Here is an 18,434-nt window from a genome sequence, read left to right on the forward strand (position 1 = left end):
AGCCAGCTTGCTGGCGAAGAGGCGGTTAGGCCGTCGCAGGTGTTCGTACCGCAGGTTTTTTCGCTGCCGGTGGCTGCCAGGATTCGTTGGCGGTGAAGTCCATGGCCTCCTGGATCGCCCGCTTGCGGGCCGCTTCGGCGCGACGGCCGAAGTACCAGACCAGGAAGGTCACCAGGGACACCGCCAGCAGGATCAGGCTGGCCACGGCGTTGATCTCAGGCTTGACCCCCAGGCGCACCGCCGAGAACACTTCCATCGGCAAGGTGGTGGAACCCGGGCCGGAGACGAAGCTGGCCAGTACCAGGTCATCCAGGGACAGGGCGAAGGACATCATGCCGCCGGCCGCCAGTGACGGCGCGATCATCGGGATGGTGATCAGGAAGAACACCTTGAACGGTCGCGCTCCCAGGTCCATGGCCGCTTCTTCGATGGACAGGTCCAGCTCCCGCAGGCGCGCGGAGACTACCACGGCTACATAGGCTGCGCAGAATGTGGTGTGGGCGATCCAGATGGTGACGATGCCGCGCTCCATGGGCCAGCCGATCAATTGCGCCATGGCCACGAACAGCAGCAGCAAGGACAGGCCGGTGATCACTTCCGGCATCACCAGCGGCGCGGTGACCAGGCCGCCGAACAGCGTGCGGCCCTTGAAGCGGGTGACCCGGGTCAGCACGAAGGCCGCCAGGGTGCCCAGGGCCACCGCGGCAATGGCGGTGTAGCAGGCGATCTCCAGGGAGCGCATTACCGAGCCCATCAGTTGCTGGTTGTCCAGCAGGCCGACGTACCACTTGATCGACCAGCCGCCCCACACTGTCACCAGCTTGGAGGCGTTGAACGAGTAGATCACCAGGATCAGCATCGGCAGGTAGATGAACAGCAGGCCCAGCACCAGCATCAGTTTGGAAAATTCGAAGCGTTTCATGCCCGTGCCTCCATCTCTTTGGCCTGGCTGCGGTTGAACAGCAAGATCGGGATAATCAGGATCGCCAGCATCACCACCGCCAGGGCGGAGGCCACCGGCCAGTCACGGTTGTTGAAGAACTCCTGCCATAGCACGCGGCCAATCATCAGGGTTTCCGGGCCGCCCAAGAGTTCCGGAATCACGAACTCACCCACCACCGGGATGAACACCAGCATGCAGCCGGCAATGATGCCGTTCTTGGCCAGGGGCACGGTGATTTTCCAGAAGTTGTTGAAGTTGCTCGAACCCAGGTCCGAAGCGGCTTCCAGCAGGCTCTGGTCATGCTTGACCAGGTTGGCGTACAGCGGCAGCACCATGAACGGCAGGTAGGCGTAGACCACACCGATGTACACCGCGGTGTTGGTATTGAGGATTTCCAGCGGCTGGCTGATCAGCCCGGTCCACATCAGGAAGCTGTTGAGCAGGCCGTTGTTGCTGAGGATGCCCATCCAGGCGTAGACGCGGATCAGGATCGCGGTCCAGGTCGGCATCATGATCAGCAGCAGCAAGACGTTCTGCGCCTCCTTGCTGGCCTTGGAGATGGCATAGGCCATGGGGAAACCCACCACCAGGCACATCAGGGTGCTCAGCAGGGCCACCTTCAGCGAACCCAGGTAGGCCGAGAAATACAGCTCGTCGCCGGCCAGCATGGCGTAGTTGCCGAGGTTCAGCAGCAGCTGGAATTTCTGTTCGGCGTAGCTGTAGATCTCCGAGTAGGGCGGAATCGCCAGGGCCGCTTCCGAGAAGCTGATCTTCATCACCAGGAAGAACGGCAGCATGAAGAACAGGAACAGCCAGAGGAAAGGAATGCCGATCACCAGCTTGCGACCGCTGGGCAGCATACGGAACAGCTTCTGATTGAAAGTGCTCATGGTCGATGTACTCATGCTCGCAGTACCACGCCGCTGTCGTCTTCCCACCAGACGTAGACTTCGTCATCCCAGGTTGGCCGCGAGCCGCGACGCTCGGCGTTGGCCATGAACGACTGGACAATCTTGCCGCCAGGCAGCTCGACGTAGAACACCGAGTGGCCGCCCAGGTAGGCGATGTCATGCACCTTGCCCTTGGACCAGTTGTAGCGGGCATCGGGCTTGAGGGTGGTGACCAGCATCTTTTCCGGGCGGATGGCGTAGGTCACCGACTTGTCCTGCACCGAGGTGCTGACCCCGTGGCCGACGTAGATCTGCTGCTCGAGGTCCGCGCAGTCGATGATGGCGTAGCCTTCCAGGTCTTCGGTAACAGTGCCGTCGAAGGCGTTGACGTTGCCGATGAATTCGCACACCAGGCGGCTCACCGGCGCTTCGTAGATGTCCACCGGGCTGCCGGTCTGGGCGATCCAGCCCAGGTGCATGATGGCGATGCGCTGGGCCATGGTCATGGCCTCTTCCTGGTCGTGGGTCACCATCACGCAGGTCACGCCCACGCGCTCGATGATCTCCACCAGTTCCAGTTGCATCTGCGAGCGCAGCTTCTTGTCCAGGGCGCCCATGGGTTCGTCCAGCAAGAGCAGCTTGGGGCGCTTGGCCAGGGAGCGGGCCAGGGCCACGCGCTGGCGCTGGCCACCGGAGAGCTGGTGCGGCTTGCGCTTGGCGTACTGGGTCATGTGCACCAGCTTGAGCATTTCCTCGACTCGGGCGTCGATCTCGCTGGCCGGCAGGCGGTCCTGCTTGAGGCCGAAGGCGATGTTCTGGGCCACGGTCATGTGGGGGAACAGGGCGTAGGACTGGAACATCATGTTGATCGGCCGCTCGTAGGGCGGCATGTCGGTGATGTCCACGCCATCCAGCAGGATGCGGCCTTCGGTGGGGCGTTCGAAGCCGGCGAGCATGCGCAGCAGGGTGGATTTGCCGGAGCCGGAACCGCCCAGCAGGGCAAAGATCTCGCCTTGGTGGATCTCCAGGGACACATCGTCCACGGCCACGGTTTCATCGAACTTCTTGGTCACGCGGTCGATCTTGACCAGGACCTTCTGCGGGCTCGGAGTGCCTTCGAGGGCCTTGCGGTAAGTGCTGGAGGCGTTTGCCATGTGAAACTCCCAACAGGTGTCAGCAGCCCGATCAATTCGGCCGGGCCTAAAGGTTGATTGCCAGCCCGCAGTGAGTGCGGGCTGATTCGGCGCTGCCTCCCTGGCGGCCTGACGCTATTTGTTGTTGTGGTCTTGCCGTGTGTTGCTCACGCTGGACGACGGGCGCGCACAGGCGCGCTCGCCGCGGGGCAGGGCGTGATGAATCGTCTGGGTTATGGCCGCGGCCGGTGGTTCAGCGCCGTTGTGCGGCCCGTTGCCGGCAGGCGTCGCCAAAGGCCTGGAAGATCCGCAGGTAGGCCGGGTTCGACAGCACCTGCCATTCCGGGTGCCACTGCACGCCGAAGGCGAAGGCCTTGCTGTGTTCCACCGACAGCGCCTCGATCAGGCCGTCCGGGGCCACGGCCTCGACCCGCAGGCCGGGGGCCAGGCGGTCGACGCCCTGGCTGTGGATCGAGTTGACCTGGATCTCGCCGCCCAGGCCCATGGCCTCGAACACACCGCCGGGCTGGATCGCCACCGGGTGCGCCGGGGCGTACTGCACTTCGATGCGCGGATCGTCGGCTTCGCGGTGGTCCATGTAGCCCGGCAGTTCATGCACCTTCTGGTGCAGGCTGCCGCCGAAGGCCACGTTCATTTCCTGGAAACCGCGGCAGATGCCGAGCACCGGCACGCCGGCGGCAATCGCCGCGCGCAGCAGGGGCAGGGTGGTGGCATCGCGCTGCGGGTCGTGGGCGGTGCCCGGCTCGCTGGGAGTGCCTTGGTAATGGAAGGGTTCGACATTGGATGGCGAGCCGGTAAACAGCAGCCCATCCACTTGCCGCAGCAGATCGTCGATGTCGATCAGATCCGCCAGGGAAGGAATGATCAGGGGCAGGCCCTCGGCCGCGACGCTGACAGCACGCAAGTACTTGTCGCCGCTGACGTGGTAGGGGTGCAGGCCGATCTCTTTGACGCACGCAGTAACGCCGATCAATGGCTTGAATGCCATTTTTATCACCTCGAAATTCACGCTGGAACGAGTTTTTCCAGAGCTTATCCTCGTTGATTTTAATTAACAACTTCCATGTAAAAAATTATAAACATTATCTGCTTGAAACCCGCAGGCGGCGCGGATTGCGCGGCGTATCGACCTTTAGTGAGGCAAAATAATTGACGAATGGTGGCTGCTGTTGGCTATTGACTCCGGTTTTTCTTTCGGGTTGACTGCTGGCGTGTCACAGCAGTGAACATAATAATTAACACAATAGGTGCATCATGTCGGTCCCCCCGCGTGCCATTCAACTCAATGAAGCCAATGCCTTCCTGAAAAAACACCCCGAGGTTCTCTACGTCGATCTGCTGATTGCAGACATGAACGGTGTGGTGCGCGGCAAGCGCATCGAGCGCACCGCGCTGCACAAGGTCTATGAGAAGGGCATCAACCTGCCCGCCTCGCTGTTTGCCCTGGATATCAACGGTTCCACGGTGGAAAGCACCGGCCTGGGCCTGGACATCGGTGATGCCGACCGCATCTGCTACCCGATCCCCGGCACCCTGAGCGTCGAGCCCTGGCAGAAGCGCCCCACCGCGCAACTGCTGATGACCATGCACGAGATCGAAGGCCAGCCGTTCTTCGCCGACCCTCGCGAAGTGCTGCGCCAGGTGGTGAGCAAGTTCGATGAGATGGGCCTGACCATCTGCGCCGCCTTCGAGCTGGAGTTCTACCTGATCGACCAGGACAACGTGAACGGCCGTCCGCAGTCGCCCCGTTCGCCGATCTCCGGCAAGCGTCCGCATTCCACCCAGGTCTACCTGATCGACGACCTCGACGAATACGTCGACTGCCTCCAGGACATCCTGGAAGGTGCCAAGGAACAAGGCATCCCGGCCGACGCCATCGTCAAGGAAAGTGCCCCGGCACAATTCGAAGTCAACCTGCACCACGTGGCCGACCCGATCAAGGCCTGCGACTACGCGGTCCTGCTCAAGCGCCTGATCAAGAACATCGCCTACGACCATGAGATGGACACCACCTTCATGGCCAAGCCTTATCCGGGCCAGGCGGGCAACGGCCTGCATGTGCACATCTCGATCCTCGACAAACAGGGCAACAACATCTTCGCCAGCGAAGACCCAGAGACCAACGAAGCCCTGCGTCACGCCATCGGCGGCGTGCTCGACACCCTGCCGCAGCAGATGGCCTTCCTGTGCCCCAACGTCAACTCCTATCGCCGTTTCGGTGCGCAGTTCTACGTGCCGAACTCGCCGACCTGGGGCATCGACAACCGCACCGTGGCCGTGCGCGTACCCACCGGTTCTGCCGATGCGGTGCGGATCGAGCACCGGGTGGCCGGCGCCGACGCCAACCCTTACCTGCTGATGGCTTCGGTGCTGGCGGGCATTCACCACGGCCTGACCAACAAGATCGACCCGGGCGCGCCGGTTGAAGGCAACTCCTACGAGCAGAACGAACAAAGCCTGCCCACCAACCTGCGGGACGCCCTGCGTGTACTGGACGACAGCGAAGTGATGGCCAAGTACATCGACCCGATGTACATCGACGTGTTCGTGGCCTGTAAGGAAAGTGAGCTGGCGGAGTTCGAAAACTCCATCTCCGACCTGGAATACAACTGGTACCTGCACACGGTCTGATGACCGTGTCACTTCCTGCGTTGAGTATTTGCCATGACTAAATCCCGCAGCGACTGGGAGCAGCACTTCCAGTCCCTCAGCCTCGAAGGCCGTGCCTTTATCGACGGCCAGTACTGCGCCGCCGCCAGCGGTGCCACCTTTGAATGCCTGAGCCCGGTGGACGGGCGCTTCCTGGCCAACGTTGCCAGCACCGATCAGGCCGATGCCGATCGTGCGGTGGCGGTGGCGCGCCAGGCGTTCAACAGTGGCGTCTGGTCGGGCAAGGCACCGGCCGAGCGCAAGCGCATCCTCACGCGCTTTGCCGAACTGATCCTTGAGCACCAGGAAGAACTGGCGCTCCTGGAAACCCTGGACATGGGCAAGCCGATTGGCGACTCCATGGCCATCGACATTCCGGCCACGGCCAACGCCATCCGCTGGAACGCCGAAGCCATCGACAAGCTCTACGACGAAGTGGCGGCCACGCCCCACGACCAGCTGGGCCTGGTGACCCGGGAACCGGCAGGCGTGGTAGCGGCCATCGTGCCGTGGAATTTCCCGCTGATCATGGCCAGCTGGAAATTCGCCCCGGCCCTGGCGGCGGGCAACTCGTTCATTCTCAAGCCGTCGGAAAAGTCGCCGTTGACCGCGATCCGCATCGCCCAGCTGGCCCTGGACGCCGGCATCCCCAAGGGCGTGTTCAACGTCCTGCCGGGTTACGGCCACACCGTCGGCAAGGCCCTGGCCCTGCACATGGATGTGGACGTGCTGGCCTTCACCGGCTCCACCGCCGTGGGCAAGCAACTGCTGGTGTACTCCGGCGAAAGCAACATGAAGCGGGTGTGGCTGGAAGCCGGTGGCAAGAGCCCCAACGTGGTGTTTGCCGATGCCCCGGACCTGCGCGAAGCCGCCGAGGCGGCGGCCGCAGCCATCGCCTTCAACCAGGGCGAAGTCTGCACCGCCGGCTCGCGCCTGCTGGTGCAGCGCTCGATCCGCGAGCAGTTCATCCCGCTGCTGGTGGAGGCCCTCAAGGGCTGGAAACCGGGCCACGCCCTCGACCCCGAGACCCGGGTCGGCGCGGTAGTGGACCAGCGCCAGCTGGAGAACGTGCTGCGTTACATCGACATCGGCAAGGAGCAGGGCGGGCAACTGCTGGCCGGCGGTGTCCGCACCCTGGAAAGCACTGGCGGCCTGTATGTCGAGCCGACGATCTTCGACGGCGTGACCAACGCCATGACCATCGCCCGGGAAGAAATCTTCGGCCCGGTGCTGTCGGTCATCAGTTTCGATACCGAAGAAGAAGCGCTGCAGATCGCCAACGACAGCATCTTCGGCCTGGCGGCCGGGGTCTGGACCGCCAACCTCAGCCGCGCCCACCGTTTTGCCCGTGGCCTGCGGGCCGGCAGTGTGTGGGTCAACCAGTACGACGGCGGCGACATGACCGCGCCGTTCGGCGGCTTCAAGCAGTCTGGCAATGGCCGCGACAAGTCGTTGCACGCCTTCGACAAATACACCGAGCTCAAAGCGACCTGGATCAAGCTCTAACTCTTATAACAACAGCGGCGGCGGGCCTGGGCCCGTACCCGCTGGGGAATTTCTCATGCAAACCTACGTGAACAGCTACTACGCGGCGACCCGCAACCAGACCACCGACTACCCGCAACTCGAAGAGTTGGTGGAGTGCGACGTCTGCGTGATCGGCGCCGGCTACACCGGCCTGTCCTCGGCCTTGTTCCTGGCGGAAGCCGGCTACAGCGTCACCGTGCTGGAAGCGGCCAAGGTCGGCTTCGGCGCCAGCGGGCGCAACGGCGGGCAATTGGTCAACTCCTACAGCCGCGACGTGGACGTGATCGAAGAACGCTACGGCGAAAAAAGCGCCGAAGTGCTCGGCAGCATGATCTTCGAAGGCGCCGACATCATCCGCCAGCGCATCCAGCACTACGACATCCAGTGCGACTACCGCCCCGGTGGCATCTTCGCCGCCCTGAACAACAAGCAGCTCAAGGGCCTGGCGGAACAGAAGCGCAACTGGGAGCGCCTGGGCAATAACAACCTGAAGATGCTCGACAAGGCGCAGATCGACCGCGAAGTCGGCACCAAGAACTACATCGGCGGCCTGCTGGACATGCAGGGCGGCCACATCCACCCGCTGAACCTGGCCCTGGGCGAAGCCAGCGCCATCATCGGCCTGGGCGGCAAGATCTTCGAACAGTCGGCGGCGGTGGAAATCACCTACGGCGAACCCAACGTGGTGCGCACCGCCAAGGGCGTGGTCCGCGCCAAATACCTGCTGATCGCCGGCAACGCCTACCTGCAGCAAGACCTCGACCCCCGCGTGACCCGCAAGAGTATGCCCTGCGGTTCGCAGATCGTGGTTACCGAGCAACTGCCTGAGCAACTGGCCCGCAGCCTGATCAGCAACAACTACTGCGTGGAAGACTGCAACTACCTGCTGGACTACTTCCGCCTGACCGGCGACAACCGCCTGCTGTACGGCGGTGGCGTGGTCTACGGCGCCCGGGAACCGGACGACATCGAGCAACTGATCCGGCCGAAGATCCTCAAGACCTTCCCCCAGCTCAAGGACGTGAAGATCGACTACCGCTGGACCGGCAATTTCCTGCTGACCATGTCGCGCATGCCGCAATTCGGCCGTATCGAAAAGAACGCCTACTACATGCAGGGCTACAGCGGCCACGGCGTCACCTGTTCGCACCTGGCGGGCAAGCTGATTGCCGAAATGATCCGCGGCGACGCCGAGCGCTTCAACGCCTTCGCCTCCCTGCCGCACATGCCGATGATCGGCGGGCGCACCTTCCAGGCCCCGTTGACCGCCATGGGCGCCGCGTACTACGCCCTGCGCGACCGCTTCGGCATCTGACGCCACCTCGCTCCTACAGCCCCCACTCCTGTAGGAGCGAGCTTGCTCGCGAAGCTCCGGCCCTTGACCCACTCCAGGAAAAGCCCCGCAAAGCCCCAGAAAACCGGCACTCCATCACCCGGCCTTCACGCCCATCGCCAGTCTTTACAGCTTGCCTGTCAAACATGTTTAAATAGCCGCCTTTTCAGGCTCCAGGGCAGCCAAATCGCGACGTTCGCGACCCAACCGCCGCAAAAATACCCTTAAGTACTTCTCACATAAGGCTGTTATGGACACGGGCACCCGACTCAAACTCGTTCGCGAAAGCTACAAACTCTCCCAGCGCGAGCTGGCCCGTCGTAGCGGCGTAACCAATGCCACCATCTCCCTGATCGAACAGAACCGCGTCAGCCCCTCCGTCAGCTCCCTGAAAAAGCTGCTGGAAGGCATCCCCATGTCCCTGGCCGACTTCTTCACCTTCGACCAGCCGCCCCGTGAGCACCAGTACGTGTTCCGCGCCAACGAACAGCCCGACCTGGGCCGCGACGGCTTGCGCCTGTTGATGATCGGCGCCCCGGTGGCCAACCGGCAGATGCGCTTTCTGCGCGAGCAATACGCCCCCGGCGCCAGCTCCGGCGAAGAAGCCATCGTGCATGCCGAAGGCGAGGAGTGCGGCCTGGTGACCCGCGGCACCGTGGAGTTGACCGTGGACGGGCAAGTCAGCGTGCTCAACCCGGGGGATGGCTATTACTTCCCCACCACCTTGCCCCACAGCTTCCGCAACATTGGCCAGGATGAGGCGGAAATCATCAGCGCCAACACCCCGGCGAACTTCTAAGGGGCCGGGTAACTGATCCGGCTCGACCTGTTGCAACCCTATCCAGCCTGCGCCTTGTGTCGCGGGCTTTGTTTTTTGGACCGGTGACTGCGCGTTGCCGCGCTTGCCGGCAACGCCTGGAGCGGGCGCCGTTCAGACAAGGAAGACCCATGATCAAGGACAGACGACAAGCATTCCTCAGCGCAGCGCGCCTTGCGAACTTCTTCAGCAACTACCAGCACAGCGTGGAGTTCTTTGCCGAAAACACCTTTGAGTCCGACTCCGAAGCACAGGAAAAGTCCCTCAGGGCCCGGCATTTCCAGAAGTGGATCTTCAAGGAAATCCTCATCCGCTATACCGCCGGCCACAGCATCGACCTGCTGATTCCCCTGCTGGAAACCCTGGTGGACAGTTACGAACACCTGCAAAGACAACTGGCCCAGTACAACCAGATTCCGAACATCACCCCCTTGGCGATCGACGACTGGCTCGACCAGTACCAAGAGTGCGTCCAGGTGTTCAGCCTGTGCATCCTGCTGCACCGCACCGACCTGCTCCAACGCTTCGTGGCCCTGATCGACCCCGCGGGTTACGCCGGGGACGACACCCTCTACGAAGACCTGCTGAGCAAACTGCTGCCCGACCGATATGACGTCGATGACTGGTACCACGACGTCTACACACCGCTGATACAGGCCATCTACGCCGACGACCCGACCGAGGCCAGCGACCTTCTGCAGCAGTACTGTGACGACTGGTACCCCGCGTTCGAACAGGCGCCCTGGCACGACAGCCACCTGCAAGGGGACGAGGGCAGCTATTGCGGGTATTGGGCGTTCGAGGCGGCTGCTATTGCCTTCCTTTATGGCATCGATGACAGCGGGGTCGAGCACAGGGTCTATCCCAAGGATCTGGTGACCTATGCAAGAAATTTGCGGCCAAGCCATCCGCAACAGGTGGCGCCTGTAGCGGCAGGGCAGTCGTGTAGCAAGGCCGGCTATTGGTTTACGCCGGTGGAACCGGAGTCGCGGCGCTGCTTTGAAGAGGGGGAAGAGATGCCTGGGTTTGAGAGGGAGACGGTCTGGTATTGGGTGGGGTAGGGTGGCGGGTTGGGTTATTGCGGGTGTGTTTGATTGATCTGGAGCGGCTTTTGAAAGCCGATTTTTGTTTGTGGAGGGGCAGATCTTACTGGTTTGGTGGTGTTTTTTCGGCCATTAGCAGGCTCTCACCTACATTGACAAAGCAGCGGCCGATCCAATTGACTATCGATTTCGCACATGTAGCTGTTTGTGGTCGAAAGCCGATCGTGGGCACGCAGCGAATGCACCAGGAATGTGCGTGAAACGCTGTTATCTTTCTTCCTTCAGATGTCGTGCGTACAGTCATCCCTGTTATTCTGATTCAAAAATCATGCGAATGGATGAGCCGCTATGCGGCACTCAATAAAATTGTCTAGCGGCAGAAGTGCCGGCTAATTAATAGTTTGGGGGGCTGAGCATGCGCCGCTTAATAGCAAATGGACTTGTATTTATCAGTATTGCGATATTATGTTGTGGCTGCACATCCTATTCGTCCCAGCCGGCAATCAATGAACACGTTGAACCCGAAGAAAAAGAAAATATCTCCAGCTTCAGTTACGAAATTAATTCCCCATGGAAAGAGAGTCGCTTTAACAAGGATGCACACGCAGCGACACTCAAAATTATTCCAAATGCACAAAATACTAGCTCCAACTTTACGGATTCGACACTGTCTACATTAGAAATAAAAATATTAGAACTTTCATTTGGTGGTGCTTGTGCACAAGACTACTTAACGGGCTTGAGTCTTGGCTTGATTCCTAGTTGGTGTACAAGGTCAAATCTTTTCAAGTTTGATTTCATATTGAATAAAGGTCACGGCTTTTGTAGGCAAAAAACTTATTCGATAAGCTCCACGTCTTTCTCACATCTCACGATGATTCCCTTCTCCCTTCTCAATGCGGACAATCAAATATTAACGCTCTATCAGGCCGCGCTAAAAGATTTCCTTCAACGAGGTCAATGTACAACGTCCTAACAGACATGTTCACAGGCTTCGCTCGCCGCTACGGAGACTCCCCATGTCAAGCATTGGGAACGTTTGAGATCGGTATTTATCTTAGGTGACCGTCTGCTTCTGGTCGATTTATTCCTGTCGGGAAGGGCAGTAAACGGCCAAAAGCGGACAATGAAATCTTGGCTAACTCGCCAAAATAGAGGGCAACCATGAAAATAAACAACATCATCACCCCCGGAGTATCCATTGGGGGAATATCGATTGGCGAGCAGATAGAGAACATAGCCAGAGCAATATTAAAAAGCGAATACCTTCTTGAAAAAACACTGAATGCATTAGTCATAAATAATGGATTGATAACCGCATATCATGACAGCGACGGTGTGATTTCGGCAGTATCATGCAATGAAAAATTCCAAGGAAAGTACATGGATAAATTATGGCCTGGAATTACCGTTTCAGAGGTGCTGGCCAACTCAAAAACACAAGTGGCGTGGTCGGGCTTTGTTCAGATAGACCAGCTTCGCGGAGTTGGATTATCTCTTCCCGAAGAGTTTGACGACTTTGAAAGTCTCAGCGACATCCTTGACCCTGATTATGTATTTAATGAACTATGGGTATATACATTTTGACTTCCATTCCAGCTGCCAACCCTCCCAGAGGGTCAAAGTCTACTGAAATAAATCAACATCTAACCTTGGCGTCCTTTGATTGATACATCAATCGCCCCAGTTTAGTAGATGCTATGAGTGACTCCTTTTGGCCGAAAACAGTCGCTTGTGAGAGGCTGCTTCCGGGCAAAGGCAGCCTGTCACAAGCTGATCACTGTGTGTTTTTGAAACGATAAACCGAACGATTTTTTACCCAGAAACTGTCATCGAGCGAATACCACTTCTATAGTCCAACACGTCACAGCAACTTAAGTGACTGGTCATCGCGGGCCAAAAAACTATGGGCATAAACCTCGTCTCTTAGCCGATTCCATTTGGCTGTTTGACGGCGGTAAAGACTTGTCTCTCATGGAGCTTCACCAATGACCCGCACACCTACCTGCAACCCCATCCCGCTCACCCGCAACGACACCGACTATCCCGTCCTCTACCTGGATGCCAACGCTTCGTTGTCCGATCTGCATACCTGCGCTCAGCAACGCATCGGCGCAGCCCGCAACCTGCTGGAAATCCTCGACTGCGCTTCTGGTGCGCAGGACCTCTCACAGATCCGTTTTGCCATCGGCCTGTTGCTCAGTGATGGCTTCGATCTGCTGCGTACTTTGGGTGATAGAACCTTGAGGCAGGCTGATCCTGCCTGACCCCTGGTTGCGTAATGAAGCAACAAAAAAGGCGACGCAATGCGTCGCCTTTTTGCTTGAACGGGGCGCTTTCCAGCGATCGGCTTTGTGCCCGCTTTCCTGCCTCTGCTCCAGTGCTTTTTTCTAAAAGTTGAAACGTTGGTCAAACACGGTCTGCTCGCCCACCGTCACGCTGCATTGGCGGGCCACTTCAGCCGGCATCACCTTGCCCAGCAACGGCGCCAGCGACTTGTAGAACACCTTGTCACAGGCGTCGTCTTTGCTAAAGGCTTGGGAGTTACCGGCCGCGTCTGCCGTAATTCGGCAGCCTGCCACCAATTCGGTTGGCAACTCGTTCAATGGCACTGTTGTCGAGCCGGAGCCCTGCAACTCGATCAGCTCGTTGCATGTGCCCTTGGCCGGACCTTCCTTGATGGTTTTGGTAAAGGCGACGCGTTGGTAGTCGGTACCGGTGAACAGCACCTGGTCGTTAACAGTGACTCGGTATTGTGAGGGTTTGAAGGCGATGGTCTTGATGCAGAACTGCGTGGTGACCGGTTTCCCATTGACCTCAGCGGTGGCCGCTTTGCAACCTGGGGTGGCCTGGGTGAAGGAGGTATCGGGCGAGCTGACACAACCGGCCAGTGATAGCAGGCACACACCGAACAGCATTCTTTTCATGGGACTTCCTGTGCTCAAACACACCGCCTCCAGCAGGCGGCTCCGTACGCGGATCATACCAGCGACCTGTTGGCCAAAGGCGCAGAGCTGGTATTGAGGGGCAGGAGTAGGGCGTCCTAACCCTTGTCGCCATGCACCAATATCCGGCCGTCATACCCACAGCTGATCCAGCCACCGGAGCGGGTGGGGAGCACATCGGTTGCAAAGTTGTCGTGTGAGCCGATGCTCACCCCCTGTCGTGAGGGCAGGTTCCAGCGCTTGACGAATCCGTCCTCGCCGCAGGTCAGCAGCATGTGTCGCGCCTCGAAGCGCACGCGTCGGACAGGCCCGTCATGAGCGGCAAGGCAATCCAGGAGCGCCAGCATCGGTTCGGTCGCTAGCAGGTGCACCGCGCCGTCGAGATCACCAACGGCCAAGGTGACGCTGCCATTGGCGTCGATCCAGCTCGCCAGCGTTCTCAGGGGGCGGCCCAGATCGAGCACTTGTACGCAGTCCCGCTCCTCGGGTTGCCACAGCCTGACGGTTCCATCCTCCGATGCGGTGGCGAAACCACCGTTGGCCGTAGGCGCGATCGCCCAGACCCAGCAGGCGTGGGCCTGACGTCTGTCCGTGGCACCTGTCGCCAGGTTCCAGACTGTCACGCGACCGTCAGCAGCCCCGGTTACGAAGCGGCCAGCGCCTAACTTTGCCGAGGACAGGACGGCCGAATCCGATGTGCCGACCAACCTTGACTTGCCGGTCGCCAAGGACCAATGCCGGACTGTTCGATCCCGCGAGTGAGAAACAAGCTCGCCGGGCGCCACGTCCACCAGACCCAGAATGGATTGTGTATGTCCGTCAAGCTGGCCCAGGCACCGGCCCTCGCGATCCCACAGCCGGATGGTTGCGTCACGCCCGGCGCTTGCCAAGCCCCTGTCGCCAAGGTCGGCAAGCGCCCATACGTACCCGCGGTGGCCCGGCTGGAAGGGGCCGTCGACGTGCAAGGATTGCTGTGGCTCGTACATCAGGTCACTGCGCATGACGTATTTTTGGCCAGCGTCCACTAAGGCGCCGGCGTGCCAGAGTGTGTGGTCGAATACGATCAGGCTGCCCTTTCGCGGGCGCAGCCTGAGCGTGGAATCCCGGTTCGACATGGCTGCGGACCGTCCCTCGAAGAACAGCGTCTCTCCGCCGCTGAATGCATCGTCGTTAAGATAAATCATGAAGGTCAGGCGTGACTGTTGGCGCTGGCGATGGTGTACACCATCCTGATGGGCACGGAACTGGGTGCCGGGCCGGTAGCGGCAGAAGCGCAGCCGCTCATTGATGCCGACCGGACGCCAGCCGTCCTCATCGATCACCGTCCCGAGCCTCGGCATCCGCAAGGCGCAGTGCTTCAAGCGTTCGAATAGCCGCCCGGCCAGAGCTGGGTCGTCTGCCACGATCCGGTCATTATCGCGGTAGGAGGACGGGTAGTCCGACCCTGCGCTGGCGAATCCGCACTGCTCCGTGGCTTCTATCAACGCTTCGCACTCGCTGGCTGAAAGAAACTCGTGCACCAGGACACACCGCACCTTGTCACCCAGCGGTAGCTCGACCGAGGCCGACGGAGCCGTGGCCCCCGCCACCAGTTTTTCAGCGAAGGAATTCATCGTGATCTCCAAAATTGGTCTGATAACCAATATTCGGAAAGCTAGGGTGTGGCAGGGTCAATGTCAATGCTAAGCTGGTCGCGCAACCAACATTGGAAAGGTGACATGGCACGGCGCTCGAACACTGATGAAAGACGCGGCCAGATCGTGGCGGCACTCCAGGCCGTCATGGCCAAGGCCGGCTACGCTGGCGCAACCGTAGCGGCCATCGCCCGGCATGCGGAGCTAGCGCCTGGCCTCGTGCACTACCACTTCAAGGACAAGCGCGAGATCTTGGTGGCACTGGTCGACTCACTGGCCGGCTACGCCCATCAGCGCTACGAGTCCCGGGCCGCTGAGGCCCAGACCGCCGAGCAAAGGCTTCAGGCCTACATTGCAGCACACCTTGCCTACGGTTCGGACGCACAGCCCGATGCGGTGGCGGCATGGGTGATGATCGGCGAGCAGTCGGCCCACGACCCAGACGTGCGTGAGGTCTATCAGGCCGTGCTAGCGGCGCAGATGAAGCTCCTCAAGGGCCTGCTCCGGCAGCGGTTCGCCGAACGCGGACGCCGCGCCCGAGGGCTCGATGCGCTGGTGGCGGGCATTACCTGCTTTATCCAGGGGGCGTTCACGCTGTCCACCACGGCGCGGCCATTGCTGCCGACGGCCTTCGCCGCACCGACGTTGAGCGCCTGGGTCGAGCGTTACATTGATGGGGAGGAGGAGCGATGAGGGGAACACCTGAAGGGCGCAGCCTCTTCCCGGTCGGCGCGCACAGCGCCCCCGAGGTGCCTGAGGGTGTGGATTTTGCCGCCTGGGCGCGCGTCTGGGCGGAGCTTGGCGTCGGATGCCCGCCGCGAGAAACCTATGAAGAGCTCCTTCGACGCTACCGCGAGCCCCATCGTGCGTATCACAACTGCCAGCATTTGCAGGAATGTCTCCAGGTGCGCCGGCTCATCAACGCTGCTTGCCACGCCCCCGCTGAAGTCGACCTCGCACTCTGGTTTCATGACGCCCTATACGACCCCCTTCGCAGCGACAACGAGCTGCGCAGTGCGCAATGGCTGGACGACGTGGCACGCGATAGCGGCCTGGGGGATGAAATCCGGCGCAGGCTTTACGGCCTGATCATGGTGACGCGACACGACGGCGCTCCAGCGTCGGCAGACGAGGCCGTGTTGGTGGACACGGATCTGGCGATTCTTGGGGCATCGGCCGCGCGGTTTGAGGAGTACGACCGCCAAGTCCGTCGCGAGTACCGATATGTGCCGCTGTTTGTCTACCGCCGAAAGCGGCGCCAGGTCCTGGAGGGCTTCCTGGCACGCGGACGTATCTATACGACCGGCCCATTCTTCAATGCATTCGAACAGCAAGCGCGCTAATCTTGCACGCGCCATCAACCGCCTCGACTGAGGAGCGCTCCCAGGTTGCCTTGGTGAGCGGCGGCAATCGGCCACCAGCGGTCAATCCAAGAGTCTACGAAATTGGGGGCTATCCGGACGCACTGTCGAGGCGGCGTCCGACGCATAAACATTCAGGGTTAACACCCCGCGAAATCACAATGACCTTCACAAGGATAAATAAGCACAGCATGGAAGATATCTCTGATTTTACCGAGGCCGAATTCATTTCCTTCGTCAAAGACATCCGGGTCGTCAACAAGGGCGGGACGGCAGATGAGCTAGGTGAGTTGCTTGAAAGGTTCAGTAATCTCGCAGGCCATCCAGATGGCTACGACCTGATTTTCCACCCTGAGCCCGGTGCGGATCATTCCGCCGAGGGTGTTACTGAGACAGTGAAGCAGTGGCGCAAAGCCCAGGGACTGCCGGGATTCAAGAACGACTGATTGAGGCGCCAGTGATATCAATCTAAGGCTTGGCTCGATCCCACCGACAGGCTGCCAACCGGCTGATATTCGTTGCACTTGTCTGACCTTGGTCGATGTCGCCGTCGGCGTTCAGGTAGATATCGGTAGTGGGCCATTGCGGGCTGATGCTGATGCAATGATTACGCCTGGTGATTTTGCTCCACCACGAAAACTCCATAAAGAACTCCTCGTCCGGGAACAGTGCGCCATGATCGGTTGCGCCGCCTCCGGGAAGCATTCCTCCTTTATCAATCCGATCCTGGACATTCCAGATGTACCTGAGCGCGTCCTGGCCTGAGGGCGAGTAGTGGACATTCACCCTTGGCAACGCGAAGTCCCAATGAGTGGCCAGCCACAACAGCAGCGCTATCCAGAGCAACGTTACGTACCAGGGCCGGCGCGTGCCTGCGTGGCGGGGCAAGAATTTCATCTCCATCCCTTGGGCGTTTTTTTGGGTAGGGGGGGCGGGTTGAGAGTGGAGACGGTAGTGTCGCAGCCGGTCGTTGTCCACTTCCGGCTGCTGTGTGGCGTCTTGTGCTGACTGTCAGCACAAGACGCTTTGAGCCCGGTGCCGATGGTGACCGCGCTGACCTGCACTTTTTCAAAGGCCTTGTGACGCGGCCAGTGGCTTGAAACACTTAACAAAACACCGATCGCCAGAGTAATCAGAGACCCAGAGCAGCTCATTCGGCCGACGCGACTGATGCTTTGCTGCCCAAGCGAATCAGTTCATTGGAGAAACACAGGCCGAGGATGATCAGTGCCGCTCCTGCATACAGGCTTTCACGGGGAACTTCATTGAGCGCCACAAACGCCAGCAGCGCGGCGAACAGCGGCTCGGTCAGCTCCAGGGCTTGCACTTGGGATGGCTTGAGATATTCGATGGCCTTGGTAGTGCAGAAGAAGCCCAGGATTGTCGGCAGCGTGGCCAGCGCCAGCAGGGCGGCGATCGCCAGCGGCGACAGCTCGCCCATTGTGAATCCATCGGCTGCCGCTGGCAGCAGCAGGTACAGGCCGCCGAAGAACAACAATTGGCGAGTGAAATGCAGTCCTCCCGACACCCCCATGCGCTTCATGGCAACCGAAAAGGCCCCATAGCCGCAGCCGGCCATGGCGGCAAGCGCCGCACCTTGCAGGGTAAAACCCTGCTGCAGGTCGCCGCCGAAGATCACTGAGATCCCGGCGATGGCCAGTGCGGCGCCAACGGTGGCGTTCGCGGTGATGGGATCCTTGAGGAAAATGCGCCCCAGAATGATCGAGGAAATGGAAGCGCTGGCCATCAGGACCACCACCACACCTGCTGCCGCGTAGTGTCGATAGGCGGAGGTTTCGAAGTGGAACAGCACAAAGATGCCAAGAAATGCGCAGATAGCTGCCTGGATCCATTGGCTCGATTTCTCCGGGCGCTTGAGGAAAAACAGCAAGATTGATAGCAGCACGCAACCCAGTAGGGTCTTGATGACAGCGACACTGCTCGCGGTGAAATCATTATTCATGAGGACTTTGCTGAGTACACCGATCGTTGCGTTCAGTGCCGCAGCGCACAGTGCAAATATGACGCCTTTGCTGAAAGTGGATGGCATCGATGACGATCCCTGTCGCTGAATGGTTGTTCGATAGAATGCCGCTCTACATCGGCGGCGCACAGTTTGAGTGGACGAAACTCCCGGC

Annotated in this window: 19 protein-coding genes; 11 read left to right on the forward strand and 8 right to left on the reverse strand. The window is 60.1% G+C overall.

The features are described from left to right. Window positions 1-25: 25 nt before the first annotated feature. The 4 genes from F6S12_RS03905 to F6S12_RS03920 form a co-directional block, all read right to left on the reverse strand. A complete protein-coding gene (locus F6S12_RS03905) occupies window positions 26-922 on the reverse strand; it encodes an ABC transporter permease subunit (protein ID WP_011060635.1) in 897 nt (298 codons plus the stop codon). After that, window positions 919-1,800, reverse strand: a complete 882-nt coding sequence (locus F6S12_RS03910) for an ABC transporter permease subunit (protein ID WP_162865010.1) — start codon at window positions 1,798-1,800, stop codon at window positions 919-921. Before F6S12_RS03910 ends, F6S12_RS03905 begins: the two co-directional genes overlap by 4 nt. A gap of 44 nt (window positions 1,801-1,844) precedes the next feature. Then, window positions 1,845-2,987 carry an ABC transporter ATP-binding protein gene (locus F6S12_RS03915; RefSeq protein ID WP_011060637.1) on the reverse strand — a complete coding sequence of 381 codons (1,143 nt, stop codon included), beginning with the start codon at window positions 2,985-2,987 and terminating at the stop codon, window positions 1,845-1,847. 232 nt (window positions 2,988-3,219) lie between these two features. Next, complete coding sequence (locus F6S12_RS03920) at window positions 3,220-3,975, reverse strand: gamma-glutamyl-gamma-aminobutyrate hydrolase family protein (protein WP_011060638.1); 756 nt, start codon at window positions 3,973-3,975, stop codon at window positions 3,220-3,222. A 266-nt stretch (window positions 3,976-4,241) separates the two neighbouring features. Here F6S12_RS03920 and F6S12_RS03925 point away from each other — a divergent pair, with 266 nt between their 5' ends. The 8 genes from F6S12_RS03925 (at window position 4,242) to F6S12_RS03960 (ending at window position 12,623) form a co-directional block, all read left to right on the forward strand. Continuing rightward, window positions 4,242-5,618, forward strand: coding sequence for a glutamine synthetase family protein (locus tag F6S12_RS03925; RefSeq protein WP_315868724.1), 1,377 nt, complete (start codon window positions 4,242-4,244; stop codon window positions 5,616-5,618). Window positions 5,619-5,651: 33 nt separating this feature from the next. After that, window positions 5,652-7,142, forward strand: coding sequence for an aldehyde dehydrogenase (locus tag F6S12_RS03930; protein WP_125063139.1), 1,491 nt, complete (start codon window positions 5,652-5,654; stop codon window positions 7,140-7,142). A 55-nt stretch (window positions 7,143-7,197) separates the two neighbouring features. Further along, window positions 7,198-8,478 carry an NAD(P)/FAD-dependent oxidoreductase gene (locus F6S12_RS03935; protein ID WP_011060641.1) on the forward strand — a complete coding sequence of 427 codons (1,281 nt, stop codon included), beginning with the start codon at window positions 7,198-7,200 and terminating at the stop codon, window positions 8,476-8,478. Window positions 8,479-8,746: 268 nt separating this feature from the next. Further along, complete coding sequence (locus F6S12_RS03940) at window positions 8,747-9,295, forward strand: cupin domain-containing protein (protein ID WP_011060642.1); 549 nt, start codon at window positions 8,747-8,749, stop codon at window positions 9,293-9,295. A 149-nt stretch (window positions 9,296-9,444) separates the two neighbouring features. After that, window positions 9,445-10,374, forward strand: a complete 930-nt coding sequence (locus tag F6S12_RS03945) for a PoNe immunity protein domain-containing protein (RefSeq protein WP_315868725.1) — start codon at window positions 9,445-9,447, stop codon at window positions 10,372-10,374. Window positions 10,375-10,771: 397 nt separating this feature from the next. Then, on the forward strand, window positions 10,772-11,332 hold the full coding sequence (locus F6S12_RS03950) for a hypothetical protein (RefSeq protein WP_315868726.1): 561 nt from the start codon (window positions 10,772-10,774) through the stop codon (window positions 11,330-11,332). Between the two features lie 188 nt (window positions 11,333-11,520). Further along, a complete protein-coding gene (locus tag F6S12_RS03955) occupies window positions 11,521-11,943 on the forward strand; it encodes a hypothetical protein (protein ID WP_315868727.1) in 423 nt (140 codons plus the stop codon). 401 nt (window positions 11,944-12,344) lie between these two features. Continuing rightward, complete coding sequence (locus F6S12_RS03960) at window positions 12,345-12,623, forward strand: hypothetical protein (protein ID WP_053150679.1); 279 nt, start codon at window positions 12,345-12,347, stop codon at window positions 12,621-12,623. A 123-nt stretch (window positions 12,624-12,746) separates the two neighbouring features. On the opposite strand, the gene F6S12_RS03965 is transcribed toward F6S12_RS03960, so the two are convergent. Both F6S12_RS03965 and F6S12_RS03970 read right to left on the reverse strand, forming a co-directional pair. Further along, window positions 12,747-13,283 carry a hypothetical protein gene (locus F6S12_RS03965; RefSeq protein ID WP_152686111.1) on the reverse strand — a complete coding sequence of 179 codons (537 nt, stop codon included), beginning with the start codon at window positions 13,281-13,283 and terminating at the stop codon, window positions 12,747-12,749. 116 nt (window positions 13,284-13,399) lie between these two features. Further along, window positions 13,400-14,914 carry a 2OG-Fe(II) oxygenase gene (locus F6S12_RS03970; protein WP_315868728.1) on the reverse strand — a complete coding sequence of 505 codons (1,515 nt, stop codon included), beginning with the start codon at window positions 14,912-14,914 and terminating at the stop codon, window positions 13,400-13,402. A gap of 105 nt (window positions 14,915-15,019) precedes the next feature. Between F6S12_RS03970 and F6S12_RS03975 the strand changes: the two genes are divergently transcribed. The 3 genes from F6S12_RS03975 (at window position 15,020) to F6S12_RS03985 (ending at window position 16,742) form a co-directional block, all read left to right on the forward strand. After that, window positions 15,020-15,628 (forward strand): TetR/AcrR family transcriptional regulator, encoded by a 609-nt coding sequence (locus tag F6S12_RS03975; RefSeq protein WP_041752159.1) that lies wholly within the window; start codon window positions 15,020-15,022, stop codon window positions 15,626-15,628. Next, window positions 15,625-16,278, forward strand: coding sequence for a hypothetical protein (locus F6S12_RS03980; RefSeq protein WP_315868729.1), 654 nt, complete (start codon window positions 15,625-15,627; stop codon window positions 16,276-16,278). Before F6S12_RS03975 ends, F6S12_RS03980 begins: the two co-directional genes overlap by 4 nt. A 209-nt stretch (window positions 16,279-16,487) precedes the next feature. Next, window positions 16,488-16,742: a bacteriocin immunity protein gene (locus F6S12_RS03985; RefSeq protein ID WP_041117385.1), complete on the forward strand. Its 255-nt coding sequence runs from the start codon at window positions 16,488-16,490 to the stop codon at window positions 16,740-16,742. Window positions 16,743-16,764: 22 nt separating this feature from the next. Here the strand turns inward: F6S12_RS03985 and F6S12_RS03990 are convergent, their stop codons facing one another. Both F6S12_RS03990 and F6S12_RS03995 read right to left on the reverse strand, forming a co-directional pair. Beyond that, window positions 16,765-17,193 (reverse strand): hypothetical protein, encoded by a 429-nt coding sequence (locus F6S12_RS03990; RefSeq protein WP_080644476.1) that lies wholly within the window; start codon window positions 17,191-17,193, stop codon window positions 16,765-16,767. 253 nt (window positions 17,194-17,446) lie between these two features. After that, window positions 17,447-18,346, reverse strand: coding sequence for a DMT family transporter (locus F6S12_RS03995; RefSeq protein ID WP_015635129.1), 900 nt, complete (start codon window positions 18,344-18,346; stop codon window positions 17,447-17,449). Window positions 18,347-18,434 lie beyond the last annotated feature (88 nt).

The organism is Pseudomonas sp. JV245A (genome assembly GCF_032424515.1).
Lineage (GTDB): Bacteria > Pseudomonadota > Gammaproteobacteria > Pseudomonadales > Pseudomonadaceae > Aquipseudomonas > Aquipseudomonas protegens.

What these genes read in the sequence shown, in the direction of transcription:
- F6S12_RS03915 (WP_011060637.1), bottom strand. Translation starts at nt 2,987, where the DNA reads ATGGCAAACGCCTCCAGCACTTACCGCAAGGCCCTCGAAGGCACTCCG.
- F6S12_RS03990 (WP_080644476.1), bottom strand. Translation starts at nt 17,193, where the DNA reads ATGAAATTCTTGCCCCGCCACGCAGGCACGCGCCGGCCCTGGTACGTA.
- F6S12_RS03930 (WP_125063139.1), top strand. Translation starts at nt 5,652, where the DNA reads ATGACTAAATCCCGCAGCGACTGGGAGCAGCACTTCCAGTCCCTCAGC.
- F6S12_RS03975 (WP_041752159.1), top strand. Translation starts at nt 15,020, where the DNA reads ATGGCACGGCGCTCGAACACTGATGAAAGACGCGGCCAGATCGTGGCG.
- F6S12_RS03925 (WP_315868724.1), top strand. Translation starts at nt 4,242, where the DNA reads ATGTCGGTCCCCCCGCGTGCCATTCAACTCAATGAAGCCAATGCCTTC.
- F6S12_RS03905 (WP_011060635.1), bottom strand. Translation starts at nt 922, where the DNA reads ATGAAACGCTTCGAATTTTCCAAACTGATGCTGGTGCTGGGCCTGCTG.
- F6S12_RS03955 (WP_315868727.1), top strand. Translation starts at nt 11,521, where the DNA reads ATGAAAATAAACAACATCATCACCCCCGGAGTATCCATTGGGGGAATA.
- F6S12_RS03995 (WP_015635129.1), bottom strand. Translation starts at nt 18,346, where the DNA reads ATGCCATCCACTTTCAGCAAAGGCGTCATATTTGCACTGTGCGCTGCG.
- F6S12_RS03985 (WP_041117385.1), top strand. Translation starts at nt 16,488, where the DNA reads ATGGAAGATATCTCTGATTTTACCGAGGCCGAATTCATTTCCTTCGTC.
- F6S12_RS03970 (WP_315868728.1), bottom strand. Translation starts at nt 14,914, where the DNA reads ATGAATTCCTTCGCTGAAAAACTGGTGGCGGGGGCCACGGCTCCGTCG.
- F6S12_RS03965 (WP_152686111.1), bottom strand. Translation starts at nt 13,283, where the DNA reads ATGAAAAGAATGCTGTTCGGTGTGTGCCTGCTATCACTGGCCGGTTGT.
- F6S12_RS03950 (WP_315868726.1), top strand. Translation starts at nt 10,772, where the DNA reads ATGCGCCGCTTAATAGCAAATGGACTTGTATTTATCAGTATTGCGATA.
- F6S12_RS03945 (WP_315868725.1), top strand. Translation starts at nt 9,445, where the DNA reads ATGATCAAGGACAGACGACAAGCATTCCTCAGCGCAGCGCGCCTTGCG.
- F6S12_RS03935 (WP_011060641.1), top strand. Translation starts at nt 7,198, where the DNA reads ATGCAAACCTACGTGAACAGCTACTACGCGGCGACCCGCAACCAGACC.
- F6S12_RS03980 (WP_315868729.1), top strand. Translation starts at nt 15,625, where the DNA reads ATGAGGGGAACACCTGAAGGGCGCAGCCTCTTCCCGGTCGGCGCGCAC.
- F6S12_RS03960 (WP_053150679.1), top strand. Translation starts at nt 12,345, where the DNA reads ATGACCCGCACACCTACCTGCAACCCCATCCCGCTCACCCGCAACGAC.
- F6S12_RS03940 (WP_011060642.1), top strand. Translation starts at nt 8,747, where the DNA reads ATGGACACGGGCACCCGACTCAAACTCGTTCGCGAAAGCTACAAACTC.
- F6S12_RS03920 (WP_011060638.1), bottom strand. Translation starts at nt 3,975, where the DNA reads ATGGCATTCAAGCCATTGATCGGCGTTACTGCGTGCGTCAAAGAGATC.